The organism is Streptococcus cuniculi, assembly GCF_004570575.1.
In the GTDB taxonomy this organism is placed as follows: domain Bacteria; phylum Bacillota; class Bacilli; order Lactobacillales; family Streptococcaceae; genus Streptococcus; species Streptococcus cuniculi_A.
Genome location: NZ_SPPD01000009.1, coordinates 41,090 through 56,933 on the forward strand (window position 1 = coordinate 41,090; position 15,844 = coordinate 56,933).

Here is a 15,844-nt window from a genome sequence, read left to right on the forward strand (position 1 = left end):
CACTCTGTTCTATCCATAAGTTATGAAAAGAAAGGATCTATCATGTCATTACTTTCAATGATCTTGGTCGTTGTAGTCGCATTCCTTGCTGGTATGGAAGGAATCCTCGACCAATTCCAATTTCACCAACCAATCGTTGCTTGTACCCTTATCGGTCTTGTAACAGGTAACCTTGCAGCAGGCGTTGCTCTCGGTGGCGCCCTTCAACTGGTAGCTCTTGGTTGGGCAAACATCGGGGCTGCTGTTGCCCCAGACGCTGCGCTTGCATCTGTTGCTGCAGCGATTATCCTCGTAAAAGGTGGCGACTTCTCTCAAGGTGCCATCAGTGTCGCTCAAGGGATTGCGATTCCTCTTGCGATTGCTGGACTTTTCCTTACTATGCTCGTCCGTACAGCTTCTGTCGCTCTTGTGCACGGGGCTGATGCCGCTGCTGAAAAAGGAAACTTCGCAGCTCTTGAACGCTACCACTTAATCGCTCTTTCCCTCCAAGGACTTCGTATCGCTGTACCTGCGGCTCTTCTGCTTGCGATTCCTGCTGAATCTGTACAAGCTATGCTTAACCTCATGCCTGAATGGCTTAAAGGTGGTATGCAAGTCGGTGGTGGTATGGTGGTAGCCGTTGGTTTTGCTATGGTTATCAACATGATGGCAACGCGCGAAGTATGGCCATTCTTTGCGATTGGTTTCGTACTTGCAGCGGTCACTCAAATCACCTTGATCGGTTTTGGTGCTCTTGGTGTTGCAATTGCCCTTATCTATCTTCACCTTTCAAAAACAGGTGGAAATGGCGGCGGAGGTGCTACCTCTAACGACCCAATCGGCGATATCTTAGAAGACTACTAAGAAGGGAGATTTACAATGTCAGAAAAATTACAACTTTCCGTAAACGACCGTAAAAAAGTATGGTGGCGTTCACAATTCCTTCAGGCTTCTTGGAACTACGAGCGTATGCAAAACTTGGGTTGGGCTTACTCTTTAGTACCAGCTCTTAAGAAACTCTACACAAATAAAGAAGAACAAGCAGCAGCCCTCAAACGCCACATGGAATTCTTCAATACTCACCCATACGTGGCAGCTCCTATCCTTGGAGTAACACTTGCCCTTGAAGAAGAACGTGCAAACGGTGCTGAAATCGATGACGCGGCTATCCAAGGGGTGAAAATCGGTATGATGGGACCTCTTGCGGGTATCGGTGACCCAGTCTTCTGGTTTACCGTTCGTCCAATACTCGGTTCCCTCGGAGCTTCTCTTGCCCTTTCAGGAAATGTTATTGGACCAATCATCTTCTTTGTTGCATGGAACCTTATCCGCATGTCCTTCTTGTGGTACACACAAGAAATCGGCTACAAGGCTGGTTCTGAAATCACCAAAGACATGTCAGGTGGTATCCTCCAAGACATCACCAAAGGCGCGTCCATCCTTGGTATGTTTATCCTTGCAGTCCTTGCACAACGTTGGGTATCTATCAACTTTACCTTCAATGTATCAGAAGTACCGCTTGCAGACAAAGCCTATATCCACTGGGATCAATTACCAGCTGGTAGCGAAGGAATTCGTCAAGCCTTTGAACAAGTCGGTCAAGGACTGTCACAAACTCCTACGAAGATCACAACCTTCCAAGATAACTTGAACGGTTTGATTCCAGGGTTTATGAACTTGCTTCTTACCTTCCTATGCATGTGGTTGTTGAAGAAAAAAGTTTCTCCAATCGCCATCATCATTGGACTCTTTATCGTTGGTATCCTTGCTCGTGTAGCTCATATCATGTAATACTCGTCAAAAATCAAACTCTGATGTCGTTAACTCGCCTTGCTGAACGGTTGAGAAAAGTAGCACTTTTCTTATTTCCAACTTGAAATAGTTCTCAACTATTTCAACTACCTGCGACTTCGTTGCCTAATCAGATTTTGATTTTTATAGAGTGTAAGAACCTGTACGCACAGTTTCATAAAAAGAAGGTTTCGACCTTCTTTTTATGATATAATCAAGTAGAACAACAATAAAGGATCAATTATGGTACAATCACAAAATAAGGTCGTTGACTTACAAACCACCGGGGTTTCCTACCTAGGGGTGGGAGGCAAGGTCGGGAAATTTCTCATCGGCGACAAGGCCTTGGAATTTTATGCCGATGCCAACGTCGAAGACTACATCCAAATCCCCTGGGAAAATGTCCAACAGATTGGCGCCAACGTCTCTGGTAAAACAGTGAGTCGGCATTTCCAAGTCTTTACAGACAGTGGAAAATTCCTCTTTGCTTCCAAGGATTCAGGCAAGATATTAAAAGAAGCGAGAGGACATCTCGGCGACGAAAAAGTCGTGAAATTACCGACACTTTTGCAAACTATCGGGCAATTTTTTAAAAATCTATTTGCCAAAAAATAAAAAATCAAGTATAATAGTCGCAACGGATAAGTAGTATCGTGCGCTTTTCAGAAAGTCTGCGGTCGCTGTGAGCAGATAGGCAAGGGATATGAAATTCTACCGTTTATCCCATTTTTATCATAGAACAAAGTGCACTCATGTGAAGTTGGATGGAACCGTGGCTCTCGTCACTCCAACGCTTCCGTGAGTGCATTTTTTATAGGAGGAAAACCATGTTAGATATCAAACGCATACGAGCAGATTTTGACGGAGTGGCTGCAAAACTCGCCACTCGTGGTGTAGACACCGAAACCCTTGCAACGATTAAGGAATTAGATGCAAAACGCCGTGAAGTCTTGGTCAAGGTGGAAGAGTTAAAGGCAGAACGCAACACCGTCTCAGCTGAAATCGCCCAAGCCAAACGCAATAAGGAAAATGCAGACGACAAGATTGCAGCCATGCAAGCACTCTCTGCCACCATTAAAGGATTGGATGCGGAACTCCTTACCATCGATGAGGAATTACAGGCAATCCTCGTCATCTTGCCAAATACACCACATGACAGCGTACCAGTCGGGGCAGACGAAGAAGAAAACGTAGAAGTACGCCGTTGGGGTACACCGCGAGCATTTGACTTTGAACCAAAGGCCCATTGGGACCTCGGTGAAGACTTGGGGATTCTCGACTGGGAACGTGGTGCCAAAGTAACTGGCGCTCGCTTCCTCTTCTACAAAAACCTCGGCGCTCGCTTGGAACGTGCCCTCTACAACTTCATGCTAGATGAACATATCGCAGAAGGCTACCAAGAAGTCATCACCCCTTACATGGTCAACCATGATTCTATGTTTGGTACAGGCCAATATCCAAAATTCAAGGAAGACACCTTTGAGCTAGATGGCACCAACTTCGTTATGATTCCGACAGCTGAGGTGCCATTGACCAACTACTACCGTGATGAAATTGTAGATGGCAAAGACTTGCCAATTTACTTCACTGCCATGAGCCCATCTTTCCGTTCAGAAGCTGGCTCTGCTGGTCGTGATACCCGTGGCTTGATTCGTCTCCACCAATTCCACAAGGTTGAAATGGTCAAATTTGCCAAACCAGAAGAATCCTACGAAGAACTCGAGAAAATGACGGCTAACGCAGAAAATATTCTTCAAAAGTTAGGACTCCCTTACCGCGTTCTCGCTCTCTGCACAGGCGATATGGGCTTCTCTGCAGCTAAAACCTACGACTTGGAAGTCTGGATTCCAGCTCAAAACGCCTATCGTGAAATCTCTAGTTGTTCTAATACGGAGGATTTCCAGGCACGCCGTGCCCAAATCCGCTATCGTGATGAGGCGGACGGCAAGGTCAAACTCCTACACACCTTGAACGGTTCAGGACTTGCCGTAGGCCGTACCGTTGCAGCCATCCTCGAAAACTACCAAAACGCAGATGGCTCTGTCACCATCCCAGAAGTTCTTCGTCCATACATGGGCGGGGCTGAGGTGATCGCACCCAGATAAGACAATTTGAATCGTTTAAAATAGGTTGAGCAAGACTCGACCTATTTTGATTTGTACTAAAATACCTACCAGCAAGGGATTAGCCATTTGTTTTTACTCATCAACCAGAAAAAGATAGGAGGCATCTTTCCTGAATGGCGAATAATGATTTATCCAAGCATCATCGCTTAATTACTGTTTGTGAATTTGATATACTAAAAATAAATATAGGTACAAAAGAGCATTTGTTAATTACAAACATGAATGAAGTTCAGACATTGCAAGCAGCAGGATGGAAAAATGAGGGATTTGTTTTTCAAAGTGGCACTAAGGTAGATGTTTTTAGATTATATAGTCAAGTAACAAAAGAGCATTTCTACACAGCAAGTATCAATGAAAAAAATACCCTAGTCAATTCTGGAGGGAAATACGAAGGTGTCACATTTAAGGCAAACTAGAGGGGGAAGCCTACAAATCGAGCGGCAATACCCCAGTTTATCGTCTCTACCACGCAGGTATAAAAAAAGCACCTCTACACACGAGATGCCAATGAGAAGAACGTCCTCTCGACCCGCGGTTGGAAATACGAGGGTGTCGCTTGGAATGTGGAGTAAAAAATAAACAAGAGGAGTAAAGACAATCGATTCTTTCGAAATCACGATTGTCTTTACTCCTTTTATACTGGATTCTATAAAAATCGAATTCTGACTAGCTTCCACAATTGATTTTTGACGAGTATTAGTATTTCCGAAAGCGCTCGTAACGCTTCGCGACGAGTTGTTCCGCTGGAAGAGCACTCAAATGCTGAAAGGTCACAATCAGCTCTTGTTTTAGGCGCTCTACCAGTTCTTGCTGGCTCCCCTGCTCTGACATCACCCGATCGATCACTCCCATTTCTAAGAGTTCATAGGAGGTGATTTTCATAAGACAGGCAGCCTCCATAGCGCGGCTCGCATCCTTCCACAAAATCGATGCAAACCCTTCTGGACTAAGCACTGCATAGATGGTATTTTCTAACATCCAAACCTGATCCGCTACTGCGAGGGCGAGCGCTCCGCCAGACCCACCCTCACCGATAATAAGGGCGATAATCGGAACCTTTAGGTCACTCATCTCCATCAGATTTCGGGCAATAGCCTCACCCTGTCCCCGCTCTTCTGCGCCAATTCCCGGATAGGCTCCCGCTGTGTTAATCAGAGTAAGAATGGGCCTGCCAAATTTTTCCGCCTGTTTCATCAAGCGGAGTGCCTTGCGGTAGCCTTCTGGATGTGGCTGGCCAAAATTCCGCTTGAGATTATCCTGCAAGCTCTTGCCTTTTTGAATGCCCACTACCGTGATAGGCTGACCACCTAAGAATCCGACACCACCAATCACCGCACCGTCATCGCGAAACTGACGATCACCATGCAATTCCATGAAATCATCTAAGAGTAGACGAGCGTAGTCCAGACTGGTCAACCGTGCCTGATCTCGCGCCTGTCGAATGATTTTTGCAATCTCCGTCATCTATTTCCTCCGTGCAATCGTACTAGGTAACCAATGGTCTCCCGCAATTCCTGACGCTTGACAATGGCGTCCACAAAACCATGTTCTTGCAGAAATTCAGCCTTTTGAAAGTCATCTGGCAGCTGCTCCCGAACGGTTGTTTCAATGACACGGCGACCTGCAAAGCCCACCAAGGCCTGCGGTTCCGCCAAAATAATATCGCCCTCCATGGCAAAGGAGGCGGTCACCCCACCTGTTGTCGGATCTGTCAGCACAGTCAGGTAAAACAACCCTGCATTGGAATGGCGTTTGACAGCCGTTGAAATCTTCGCCATCTGCATGAGGCTCATAATCCCCTCCTGCATACGGGCACCACCAGAAGCGGTAAAGAGGACAACTGGAAAACCCTGCTCTGTCGCAAGCTCGAACAGGCGGGTAATCTTTTCACCGACAACCGTTCCCATACTGGCCATGATAAAGGACGCATCCATGATGCCGAGCGCCACCTCCTGTCCCACAATCCGTGCCCTTCCTGTCATGACAGCTTCATCCAGCCCAGTCTTTTTGCGGACTGCAGCTAATTTTTCCAAATAATTAGGAAAATCCAGAGGATTGTCAGTTTCTATTCCTGTAAACCACTCTTCAAACGAGCCTTCATCGACCGTCAAGTTCAAGCGCTCAAAGGCACTGATCCGAAAGGTGTAGGAACAATGCTGGCACATCTTTTCCTGTCCCAGCTCCTTCTGATAAATCAGGCGCTTGCAGGCTGGACATTTTGAAAATAAGGCATCGGGTACTTCTGGCTTTTTCTGAGCGGTCTCGTTCAGGAGCGACCGATTGGGATTGATGCGAATGTATTTATCCTTTTTTCCAAATAGAGCCATGAACTCCTCCTTTTCTAGTGATGACTGCTAGAGCTTATTCTACCCCTCCTTGATAGCGGGGCAAAAACTCTTCCATCAGATAAGCCGTGTCATAATCCCCAGCTACAACTCGCTTATCCGCAATCAAGTCCAACTGAAAATCCGTATTGGTCACAAGACCGTCAATTTCCAACTCATAAAGGGCCCGCTGCATTTTCATCAGAGCCTCAAAACGGTTGGCACCATGGACAATGACCTTGGCAATCATGCTGTCATAGTAAGGGGGAATGGTATAGCCCGGATAAACAGCCGAGTCCACGCGCACTCCGACACCGCCACTCGGTAGGTAGAGATTGGAAATTTTCCCTGGGCTCGGCGCAAAGTGAGAGGCTGGATTTTCAGCGTTAATTCGGCATTCAATAGCATGTCCTTGAATCTCGATATCTTCCTGCCTTACACTTAATTCCTGCCCTGCAGCAATACGAATTTGCTCCTTAACAATATCGACCCCTGTCACAAACTCGGTCACAGGATGCTCGACCTGCACGCGGGTATTCATTTCCATGAAGTAGAATTGGCCACTTGCTTCATCTAAGAGAAATTCAATCGTTCCTGCATTTTCATAGCCAACCGCTACTGCTGCCCGTACCGCTGCTTGCCCAATCTGCTCCCGCAAGGTTTGTCCAATAGCAATAGATGGGGCTTCTTCCAACACCTTTTGATTGTTGCGCTGGAGCGAGCAATCCCGCTCCCCTAGATGCACAACATGGCCGTATCGGTCTGCCAAAATCTGCACCTCAATGTGTCTGGCTGGATAGATGACCCGCTCCAGATACATCGCACCATTGCCAAAAGCAGCCTTGGCTTCACTTGATGCCGATTCAAAGGCCGATACGAGGTCCTCAGCTTTTCCGACCTTGCGAATCCCTTTTCCGCCGCCACCAGCTGAAGCCTTGAGCATGACAGGATAGCCAATGGCTTCTGCCACAGAAAGCGCCTCATCTGCTGTCATGATTTCACCATCAGATCCTGGAATCACTGGTACATCGGCCGCAATCATCTGGGCGCGAGCGTTGATTTTATCTCCCATCATGTCCATGACATCGCCAGATGGTCCGATAAATTGAATACCCACTTCTGCACAAAGGGTCGCAAAGATTGAATTTTCACTTAAAAAGCCAAAGCCCGGGTGAATCGCCTCTGCCCCCGTTACAACGGCTGCAGAAATAATGGCATTCATGTTCAAATAAGAGTCCCGCGAACGAGCCGGCCCAATGCAAATCGCTTCATCAGCCAGCATGGTGTGGAGAGCTTCCTTGTCAGCCGTTGAATAGACAGCCACCGTTGCAATCCCCAATTCACGCGCCGCTCGAATGATTCGCACCGCAATTTCACCACGATTTGCTATGAGTATTTTCCGAAACATGGCTCTCCTCCTTTCTCTTAACTCCCTATGGCAAACGTCAACGTCCCACTCGCCGCTAGTTTTCCATCTACTTCTGCCTTAGCTTCTACGACTGCAATCGTGCCGCGGCGTTTGACAAAGCGGGCAGTCATGATGAGCTGGTCACCTGGCACGACTTGTTTTTTAAATTTGACCTTGTCCATGCCTGCGTAAAAGACCAATTTCCCCTTGTTTTCTTCCTTGGATAATTCCAAGACACCTGCTGTCTGGGCTAGAGCTTCCATGATGAGAACCCCCGGCATAACTGGATAGTCTGGAAAATGCCCGTTAAAGAAAGGCTCATTAATGGTCACATTTTTTAAGGCGACAATCTCATCTTCCGTCACCTCAAGTACCCGATCGACCAAAAGCATGGGATAGCGATGAGGTAGGGCTTCTTTAATTGCTTGAATATCGATCATACAATCCTCACCAATCCTTGTCCAAATTCAATCACCTCTTCATTTGCAACCAAGACCTCTGCCACTACACCATCACACGGTGCAGGAATTTCATTCATGACCTTCATGGCTTCGATAATCATCACCGTCTGCCCTTGTTTCACTGTATCTCCTACAGATACAAAGGCTGGCTTGTCTGGCGCTGGTGAGAGATAGGCCACTCCTACGAGCGGACTTTCTACTACCGTCCCTTCACTAGTGGCATCAAGTATCGCTCCTGTAGTTGGTGCTGGCGTCGTATTCACTTGAGGAGCAACCACCGTTTCTGATACAGCCACTGAGGCTCCAACTGGAACTGTCGGTTCAAGTTTGTGCTCATTTTTACTAAAGACAAGCTGCACCCCTTCATTTGTATAGGAAAACTCACGTAGACTTGACTGGTCAAACTGATCCATCAAGTCTTTAATCTCTGTATTGTTCACTTAATCCTCCCAACGTTTAAAGGCAACGACAGCATTGTGCCCCCCAAAACCAAAGGTATTGGAAATGGCGTGGCGAATCTCCATGTCGCGTCCCTCTCCGTAAATGACATCTGCTTCAATGTCCTCTGATAAGGCTTGGGTGCCTGCTGTTTTTGGAGCGTGCGAATGGCGCATAGCTTCCACCACCGCAACCGCCTCAATGGCTCCTGCAGCTCCCAATAAATGCCCTGTATAGGACTTGGTAGAAGAAACAGGTGTGTCGGTTCCAAATACGGTCACAATCGCTTGGCTTTCTCCTTTTTCATTAGCCGGCGTTGATGTTCCATGCGCATTAATGTAATCAATATCCTCTGGTGCAAGACCTGCTTCCGTAAGCGCTAGTTTCATCGCCTTGACGGCACCGAGCCCTTCTGGATGAGGAGAGGTCATATGGTGGGCATCACAGGTATTGCCGTAGCCTACAATTTCCGCTAGGATAGTAGCTCCACGCTTCTCAGCATGCTCGAGACTTTCTAAGACCAGAACCGCTGCTCCTTCTCCCATGACGAAGCCATTGCGGTCCTTATCAAAAGGAATAGAAGCTCTCAGGGGATCTTCAGTAGTGGAGAGGGCTGTTAAGGCCTGGAAACCACCGATAGCAAACGGGGTAATCGCTGCTTCTGCTCCGCCTGCTAGGATAACATCTTGGAAACCAAATTTGATTTCCCGAAAGGCTTCGCCAATGGCATCATTTGAGGACGCACAGGCAGTGATAACGCATTTGCAAATACCGTTTGCACCTACCTGCATGGCGATATTTCCCGCAGCCATATTCGGAAGCGCCTTAGGAAGAGCCATCGGCCGAATGCGCTTCGCCCCTTTGGTATTCATCTTTTCAACCTGCTCTTCGATTTCCTTAATCCCACCGATACCAGTAGATAAGATGACCCCGAAGCGGTCACGATCAAGGCTTTCCGTTTCTAAATTCGCATTCGCAACTGCTTCATGAGCCGCATACATGGCATAAAGCGAGTACAAGTCATAACGATTTGTATCTTTTTTAACGAAATATTTATCAAATGGAAAATCGGTGACCTCTGCTGCATTGTGAACATTGTAGCTACTCGTATCAAACTTGGTAATTGGACCAATCCCGACTTTTCCAGTCTTTAAACTGCGCCAAAACTCTTCAGGTGTATTGCCAATCGGTGAGGTTAAACCGTATCCTGTTACTACTACGCGATGTGTTGTCATATCTTACTCCTTTATTGCATGGTTAGGCCACCGTCAATGGCGATGACTTGTCCGGTGAGGTATTCTTGGCGAGCGAGGAAAACAGCGACCTCTGCCACTTCTTGTGCTAAGCCAAAGCGCTTCATCGGAATTTGCCCGAGCATGGCTTCTTTGATCTTATCTGCTAAGACCGCTGTCATATCCGACTCGATAAAGCCCGGAGCAATCGCATTGACACGAACATTGCGCCCTGCCACTTCACGGGCAATGGACTTGGTCAATCCAATCACACCTGCCTTAGATGCGGCATAGTTGGCCTGACCAGCATTTCCTATCAATCCAACGACGCTGGAGACATTGATAATGGCACCACTCCTTGCCTTGGTCATTGGCTTTAATACAGCCTGCGTCATGTGGAAAGTCCCTGTAAGGTTGACCTTGAGCACCGCTTCAAAATCATCTTCTGTCATCTTGAGCGCAAGCCCATCTTTGGTAATCCCCGCATTGTTGACCAAGATATCCACAGACCCTGCCAAATCAATGGCTTCAGCCACCATACGCTTGGCATCTGCCTGCTCTCCGACATCACCCAGCACCACATGAACCTTGACACCATAACCAGAGAAGCTCTCTAAGACCTCTTCTGAAATGCTGCTTCGTCCATTTAAGATAACATTGGCACCTTGCTTGGTAAATTCCTGGGCAATCGCTAGGCCAACTCCACGACTAGACCCTGTAATCAATACATTTTTTCCACTTACTTCCATTTGTTAGTCCTCTGTTGTAAACGCTGTGAGTGTCGCCAGATTTTCCACCTGCTGAACACGTGCCGAACGGTCGATTTTTTTCAAAAAGCCTGACAAGACTGTTCCCGGACCAATTTCGACAAATTCTGTCACCCCTGCTGCTTGCATGCAGGCAATCCCATCATAAAATCGCACAGGCTCCATCACCTGACGGGTCAAAAGTGGCACAATCTCCTCCTTGGTCATGACCCGAGCAAGGGTATTTCCAACCAAGGGAATCTCAAAATCCCCAAAGGAAATGCTTGCCAAATCCTCGGCCAAGCGCCTTGAAGCGGGTTGCAATAAGGCGGTATGAAAGGGACCTGATACATTGAGCAGGATCATTCGCTTCACGCCAGCTTCTTTTAACAAGGCAACCGCTGCATCAACCGCGGCTACTTCACCGCCAATGACGATTTGAGCTGGGGTATTGTAATTGGCAGGCGCTACAATGCCATGAATCGATGCAGCCTGACAGGCACTCTCAATGGTGTCCAAGTCCGCATGTAGTACCGCTACCATTTTACCGTTCCCTGCTGGCGCAGCCGTTTCCATATATTCACCGCGCTTTGCCACCAAGGCAACCGCCTCCTTAAAGTCCAGAGCACCTGATGCTACCAAGGCGCTGTACTCTCCCAGAGATAGACCTGCTACCATGTCTGCTCTTGCTCCTTTTTCCTTGAGCAAGCGCCAAATCGCAACCGAAGTCGTTAAAATAGCGGGCTGAGTATAGCGGGTCTGGTTGAGCTTTTCTTCATCGGTATCAATCAAGTCTCGCACATCATAACCAAGGACGCTTGCCGCCTCATCAAAGGTCTGTCTCACAATGTCATACTGGTCATACAAGTCCCGTCCCATTCCTAGATATTGGGCTCCTTGACCAGCAAATAGATAGGCTGTTTTTATCATCTTATGCTCCATTTCCTGCCCAACGTGCTGCTTGTTCCTTGATAACTTGGGCTGCTCCCTCATAAATATCTTGCACAATCTCGGCACAAGACTCTTCCTTGGTAATCAATCCAGCAATCTGACCAGCCATGACAGAACCGTATTCCACATCACCATCTACTACTGCATGTTTCAAGGCACCTGCCCCTAGCTCTTCAATGTCTTTGCTGTCTTTCAAGCCACGAAGGAAGTCTTTTTCTGCACTCGCATAGGCTGTCGAGAGCTTGTTTTTAATCGCCCGTACAGGATGGCCAACCACTTGAGCAGAAATGGTGGTATCAATATCTTTTGCCTTGAGAATCTTAGCCTTGAAGTTGGGATGGGCATTGGACTCTTTTGCGACCACAAAACGGGTCCCGACCTGAACGGCTTCTGCTCCCAGCATAAAGGCTGCCGCAGCCCCATGACCGTCTGCGATTCCACCCGCTGCAATCACAGGAATCGAAACCGCTTCTGCCACCTGCCGCACCAAGGTCATGGTCGTCAATTTACCGATGTGTCCCCCTGCTTCCATGCCTTCTGCAATGACCGCATCCACACCTAGCTTTTCCATCCGCTTCGCTAGTGCAACACTTGGAACGACCGGAATGACGGTAATACCCGCCGCATGGAACCGCTCCATATATTTTCCTGGATTGCCAGCACCAGTTGTCACGACTTTTACGCCCTCTTCAATGACCAAGTCCACAATATCATCGACAAAGGGTGAAAGGAGCATGATATTGACACCAAAGGACTTATTTGTCAGCGCCTTAACCTTGTCGATATTGGCTTTAACGACTTCTTTCGGAGCATTTCCTCCACCGATAATCCCTAGACCACCAGCATTTGATACTGCTCCAGCTAGGTCTCCATCTGCAACCCAAGCCATGCCACCTTGAAAAATCGGATACTCAATCTCAAGTAGTTCTGTAATCTTTGTTTGCATCATGTCCCCTTTTCAATTCTTCATTTGCTTAGTTAATCATTTGAACATCAAACAATTAACTAAACAAGGAAGCGGGGTGCTTGTCCCCACTACCTATTTAAAATACTTTGATGGTTCAACGTTTTGATAATCAAAGTATTTACTCCAGTAAAAATGCTAGATACTAGCATTTTTATTCTTTATTGTTCTTCTGTCTTATTTTGTTTGTTCTTCCACGTAAGCGACCAAATCCGCTACGGTATTCAAACCATCTTCTGATTCGATTTGAATATCAAATTCGTCTTCAATTTCTGAGATGACTTGGAAAAGATCCAATGAATCTGCATCTAAATCTTCAAATGTTGTTGTAAGGGTTACTTCTTCTGCGTCCTTACCAAGTTCTTCCACTATAATTGCTTGTACTTTTTCAAATACTGCCATGATGTTTCTCCTTTAAGAAAATAATAAAATTTTTAATAACTGTAAAAACAGTTCATTAACTAAAGTGTTAAAAGAATGGCTCCCCAGGTGAGGCCTCCACCAAAACCGCTTAAGACAAGGGTTTGGCTGCCATCAAGGAAAATTTTTCCTTGCTCGACACACTCCGATAGTAGAATCGGAATACTTGCCGCACTGGTATTGCCATACTCCGCCATATTGGCTGGAAATTTACGGATGTCGCTGCGCAACTTCTTGGCCATTTTTTCCAAAATCCGCCGGTTGGCCTGATGGAGTAGGTAATAATCCACATCCTCATCCGTCAAGCCCTGACTAGCTAACAAGTCGTCCAAGGTCTTGGTCACATCTCGAACCGCAAATTCAAAGATGGAGCGCCCCTCCATTTTCAGATAGGGAGCATCTTCTCCTGCTTCTGAAAATGGAGATGAAAGTCCTAGGACACCCGACTGCAAATCCGTGCCCCTGCTGCCATCTGTCCGATGAATTTCTCCTAAGAAATGCGGCTGATCGGTCGCTTCTAACAAGACACCACCCGCCCCATCTCCAAAGAGAACCGCTGTGCTTCTGTCTGACCAGTCAAGGGCTTTTGATAGGATCTCTGCCCCAATCACTAGACCCTTTTGGTAGCGCCCTGAAGCAATGAGTTTTTCAGCAGTAGATAAGGCAAAGACGAAACCTGAACAGGCTGCGACCAAGTCATAGGCGAAGGCCTGCGTTGCCCCAATCTTAGCTTGAACTCGCGCTGCTGTTGAAGGCATAGCTGAATCGGGCGTAATCGTTGCAACGATGATAAAATCAATCGTTTCTGGAGCAGTGCCACTTTTTTGTAAGAGTTGCGTAGCTACCTGCGCGGCTAAATCGCTGGTCTCTTCATCTTTTGTGATATGGCGCCTGCGAATGCCTGTCCGCGAAGCAATCCATTCATCACTCGTGTCCATCAGCTGCGCTAAATCATCATTTTCAATGACCTGCGCTGGCACATAGTGAGCCACCTGACTGATTTTTGCAAAGGTTGTCATTTTAAGTCCTCCAAGAAATGATAGAGTTTCAAGAGACCCTTTTTCATGACCTTAAATTCGGCTTCATCCATATCTGATGTAATCTGGCGCACCATTTCATTGTGAAATCGTTGGTGCAAACGATAGACCAATCTTCCTTTTTTGGTCAAATGAAGATGAATCACACGACGATCCTTGGTCGATCGAATCCGTTCAATATAGCCTTTTCGTTCCAAATTATTCAGACTGGTGGTCACCGTACCTAGTGTCACCATCAAAGTACGGGCAACATCGCTCGGAGTTACACCGGCTTTGTCACCAATGACATCGATCGTGTGCATCTCCTTGATTGAAATATCCTTGAAGCGGCTCCCCCGCAGACTGGTCTCCTCAATAATGAGCACATTATTAAAAATCGCAGTCAGATATTCATTGATCTTTGCATCTTCCACAATCGAATGCCTCCTTACATACTTTGACTATCAAAGTATACGACAAATTAGTTTGATTGTCAAATATTTTTTGTCACACCGGAAAAAAACAAGATACGAGGACGTGAAACAACTCCTAGACAAAATAGGAAATACGACGAGTGAAAAGCTCCAGTGGAGGTTTTCAGCCTAATATTCCCAGCTGTAATCAATTAAAGCTGAAACAGCTACGTCCACCTAAAGGCATTCGTAACTGTAACTAGCTAAAGCCAAAACAGCTACCTATCCACTAAAGGGATTCTCAGCTGTAACTCGCTAAAGCGAGAACAGCTGCCTATCTTTTTTTACACAGCTCTTAGTCCGTGTTCAATTAAACAAATGAAATGTAGTGAATATCCAGCTAGCTACCGCCAACATGAAACTATAACTTAACAAGTTGCGCTAGCTTTTTCAAATGGACCTCGATTCTCAGCTGTAATCGGCTAAAGCCAAAACAGCTAACTATCTTTTTCGCACAGAGTTTAGGGCGAGTTCAATTACTCAAAATACGAGTGCGTTTTCCTACTGTCCTGCAAACCGTGGTCTACGGCGTTCAAAATGAGCTCGGACTCCTTCTTTAAAATCTTCTTTAAAAGCTAGTTCGCGTTGCAAATCAAGTTCTAGCCCTGCATATTCTTCCCATGTTTCAAATTCACTCTTCCACATCAATTCTTTGATGGCACGGTAGGAATTTGGCGAATTTCTTAAAAGGCGTTTGACCAACTGCTGGCAGGTCTTGACTAATTTTTCCTGCTCGACTACTTTGTACACCAGTCCATATTCCAAGGCTTTTTCTGCGCTTAGACTTTCGCCTGTCATAGCAAGTTGACTGGCACGGGTTGCGCCGATACTACGACTGAGCAAGAACAAGCCACCCGCATCAGGTGCTAGACCAACACCAACAAAGGCCTGAATAAACTTGGTCTTATCAGAGGCAAGGACAAAATCTGCTGCAACAGCCATATTGGCTGCCGCCCCTGCCACCGCACCGTCGGTCACCATGATGACGGGCTTGGGCAATTTCTTAAGAGCAAAGGAAATCTGGTTGACCAGCTCTGCGATTTTGACCAAGGACGCAATATCATCCTCATCTACAGCCCGTTTCATTTCGACCAAATCACCGCCGACTGAAAAAACAGTTCCCTCTGCTTGGATAATGAGAAGCGCTACCTCATCTGAATCAGCTTGCCCAATTGCATCTAGCATTTCTTCGCACATGGGAATATTAAAGCCATTTGATACTTCGGGACGGCACAAGGTCAGCCTCGCAATACGCTCTTCTACTTCATACCGAATCGTTTCATAGGTCATCTTTGTCCTCCTTTTATGGTTATAGACTGTCAACTTTTAGTTGCTAGCATCGTTTCCTTTTGATGAGTGAACCATATCATCAATCAAAGCGAAACGACGATCATTTGATGCCTCAAAGAAAGAGGTTTTACGTGTTGGAGCTATTCTATCACATATTTTTCAGAAAACAAGGAGTTCTGGTGTGACAGCCGATGCGATTTCGTCTTAGAAATAACAAAAAAGGAG

General features: G+C 46.6%; 17 protein-coding genes and 1 pseudogene. 5 read left to right on the top strand and 13 right to left on the bottom strand.

What is annotated here, in order from left to right; genetic code table 11:
• Nucleotides 1-42: 42 nt before the first annotated feature.
• The 5 genes and pseudogenes from E4T82_RS07100 to E4T82_RS13175 all read left to right on the top strand — a co-directional run bounded on the left by E4T82_RS07100 (nucleotide 43) and on the right by E4T82_RS13175 (nucleotide 4,468).
• Nucleotides 43-843, top strand: a complete 801-nt coding sequence (locus tag E4T82_RS07100; protein WP_135182157.1) for a PTS mannose/fructose/sorbose transporter subunit IIC — start codon at nucleotides 43-45, stop codon at nucleotides 841-843.
• Nucleotides 844-858: 15 nt separating this feature from the next.
• A complete protein-coding gene (locus E4T82_RS07105; RefSeq protein ID WP_135182158.1) occupies nucleotides 859-1,770 on the top strand; it encodes a PTS system mannose/fructose/sorbose family transporter subunit IID in 912 nt (303 codons plus the stop codon).
• A 243-nt stretch (nucleotides 1,771-2,013) separates the two neighbouring features.
• A complete protein-coding gene (locus E4T82_RS07110; protein ID WP_135182159.1) occupies nucleotides 2,014-2,385 on the top strand; it encodes a DUF956 family protein in 372 nt (123 codons plus the stop codon).
• A gap of 212 nt (nucleotides 2,386-2,597) precedes the next feature.
• Entirely contained in the window at nucleotides 2,598-3,875 is a 1,278-nt protein-coding gene (gene serS, locus E4T82_RS07115) for a serine--tRNA ligase (RefSeq protein WP_135182160.1), read from the top strand.
• Nucleotides 3,876-4,114: 239 nt separating this feature from the next.
• A pseudogene (locus E4T82_RS13175) lies at nucleotides 4,115-4,468 on the top strand (hypothetical protein).
• Between the two features lie 124 nt (nucleotides 4,469-4,592).
• Here E4T82_RS13175 and E4T82_RS07125 read toward each other — a convergent pair.
• The 13 genes from E4T82_RS07125 to fabM all read right to left on the bottom strand — a co-directional run bounded on the left by E4T82_RS07125 (nucleotide 4,593) and on the right by fabM (nucleotide 15,619).
• On the bottom strand, nucleotides 4,593-5,360 hold the full coding sequence (locus tag E4T82_RS07125) for an acetyl-CoA carboxylase carboxyl transferase subunit alpha (protein ID WP_135182162.1): 768 nt from the start codon (nucleotides 5,358-5,360) through the stop codon (nucleotides 4,593-4,595).
• Complete coding sequence (gene accD / locus E4T82_RS07130; RefSeq protein WP_135182163.1) at nucleotides 5,357-6,223, bottom strand: acetyl-CoA carboxylase, carboxyltransferase subunit beta; 867 nt, start codon at nucleotides 6,221-6,223, stop codon at nucleotides 5,357-5,359. Before accD ends, E4T82_RS07125 begins: the two co-directional genes overlap by 4 nt.
• Nucleotides 6,224-6,257: 34 nt before the next feature.
• On the bottom strand, nucleotides 6,258-7,628 hold the full coding sequence (gene accC, locus E4T82_RS07135; RefSeq protein ID WP_135182164.1) for an acetyl-CoA carboxylase biotin carboxylase subunit: 1,371 nt from the start codon (nucleotides 7,626-7,628) through the stop codon (nucleotides 6,258-6,260).
• Between the two features lie 17 nt (nucleotides 7,629-7,645).
• Nucleotides 7,646-8,068: a 3-hydroxyacyl-ACP dehydratase FabZ gene (gene fabZ, locus E4T82_RS07140; protein ID WP_135182165.1), complete on the bottom strand. Its 423-nt coding sequence runs from the start codon at nucleotides 8,066-8,068 to the stop codon at nucleotides 7,646-7,648.
• Nucleotides 8,065-8,529, bottom strand: coding sequence for an acetyl-CoA carboxylase biotin carboxyl carrier protein (accB, locus tag E4T82_RS07145; RefSeq protein WP_135182166.1), 465 nt, complete (start codon nucleotides 8,527-8,529; stop codon nucleotides 8,065-8,067). Before accB ends, fabZ begins: the two co-directional genes overlap by 4 nt.
• Nucleotides 8,530-9,762 (bottom strand): beta-ketoacyl-ACP synthase II, encoded by a 1,233-nt coding sequence (gene fabF, locus E4T82_RS07150; protein WP_135182167.1) that lies wholly within the window; start codon nucleotides 9,760-9,762, stop codon nucleotides 8,530-8,532.
• 11 nt (nucleotides 9,763-9,773) lie between these two features.
• Nucleotides 9,774-10,508 carry a 3-oxoacyl-[acyl-carrier-protein] reductase gene (gene fabG, locus E4T82_RS07155; protein WP_135182168.1) on the bottom strand — a complete coding sequence of 245 codons (735 nt, stop codon included), beginning with the start codon at nucleotides 10,506-10,508 and terminating at the stop codon, nucleotides 9,774-9,776.
• A gap of 3 nt (nucleotides 10,509-10,511) precedes the next feature.
• A complete protein-coding gene (fabD, locus tag E4T82_RS07160; protein ID WP_135182169.1) occupies nucleotides 10,512-11,435 on the bottom strand; it encodes an ACP S-malonyltransferase in 924 nt (307 codons plus the stop codon).
• Between the two features lies 1 nt (nucleotide 11,436).
• Entirely contained in the window at nucleotides 11,437-12,402 is a 966-nt protein-coding gene (gene fabK, locus E4T82_RS07165) for an enoyl-[acyl-carrier-protein] reductase FabK (RefSeq protein WP_135182170.1), read from the bottom strand.
• 195 nt (nucleotides 12,403-12,597) lie between these two features.
• Nucleotides 12,598-12,822, bottom strand: a complete 225-nt coding sequence (locus tag E4T82_RS07170; RefSeq protein ID WP_075105491.1) for an acyl carrier protein — start codon at nucleotides 12,820-12,822, stop codon at nucleotides 12,598-12,600.
• Nucleotides 12,823-12,881: 59 nt separating this feature from the next.
• Complete coding sequence (locus E4T82_RS07175) at nucleotides 12,882-13,859, bottom strand: beta-ketoacyl-ACP synthase III (RefSeq protein ID WP_135182171.1); 978 nt, start codon at nucleotides 13,857-13,859, stop codon at nucleotides 12,882-12,884.
• On the bottom strand, nucleotides 13,856-14,290 hold the full coding sequence (fabT, locus tag E4T82_RS07180; RefSeq protein ID WP_135182172.1) for a fatty acid biosynthesis transcriptional regulator FabT: 435 nt from the start codon (nucleotides 14,288-14,290) through the stop codon (nucleotides 13,856-13,858). The genes E4T82_RS07175 and fabT overlap by 4 nt, the downstream gene beginning before the upstream one ends.
• A 540-nt stretch (nucleotides 14,291-14,830) precedes the next feature.
• On the bottom strand, nucleotides 14,831-15,619 hold the full coding sequence (gene fabM / locus E4T82_RS07185) for a trans-2-decenoyl-ACP isomerase (protein ID WP_135182173.1): 789 nt from the start codon (nucleotides 15,617-15,619) through the stop codon (nucleotides 14,831-14,833).
• Nucleotides 15,620-15,844 lie beyond the last annotated feature (225 nt).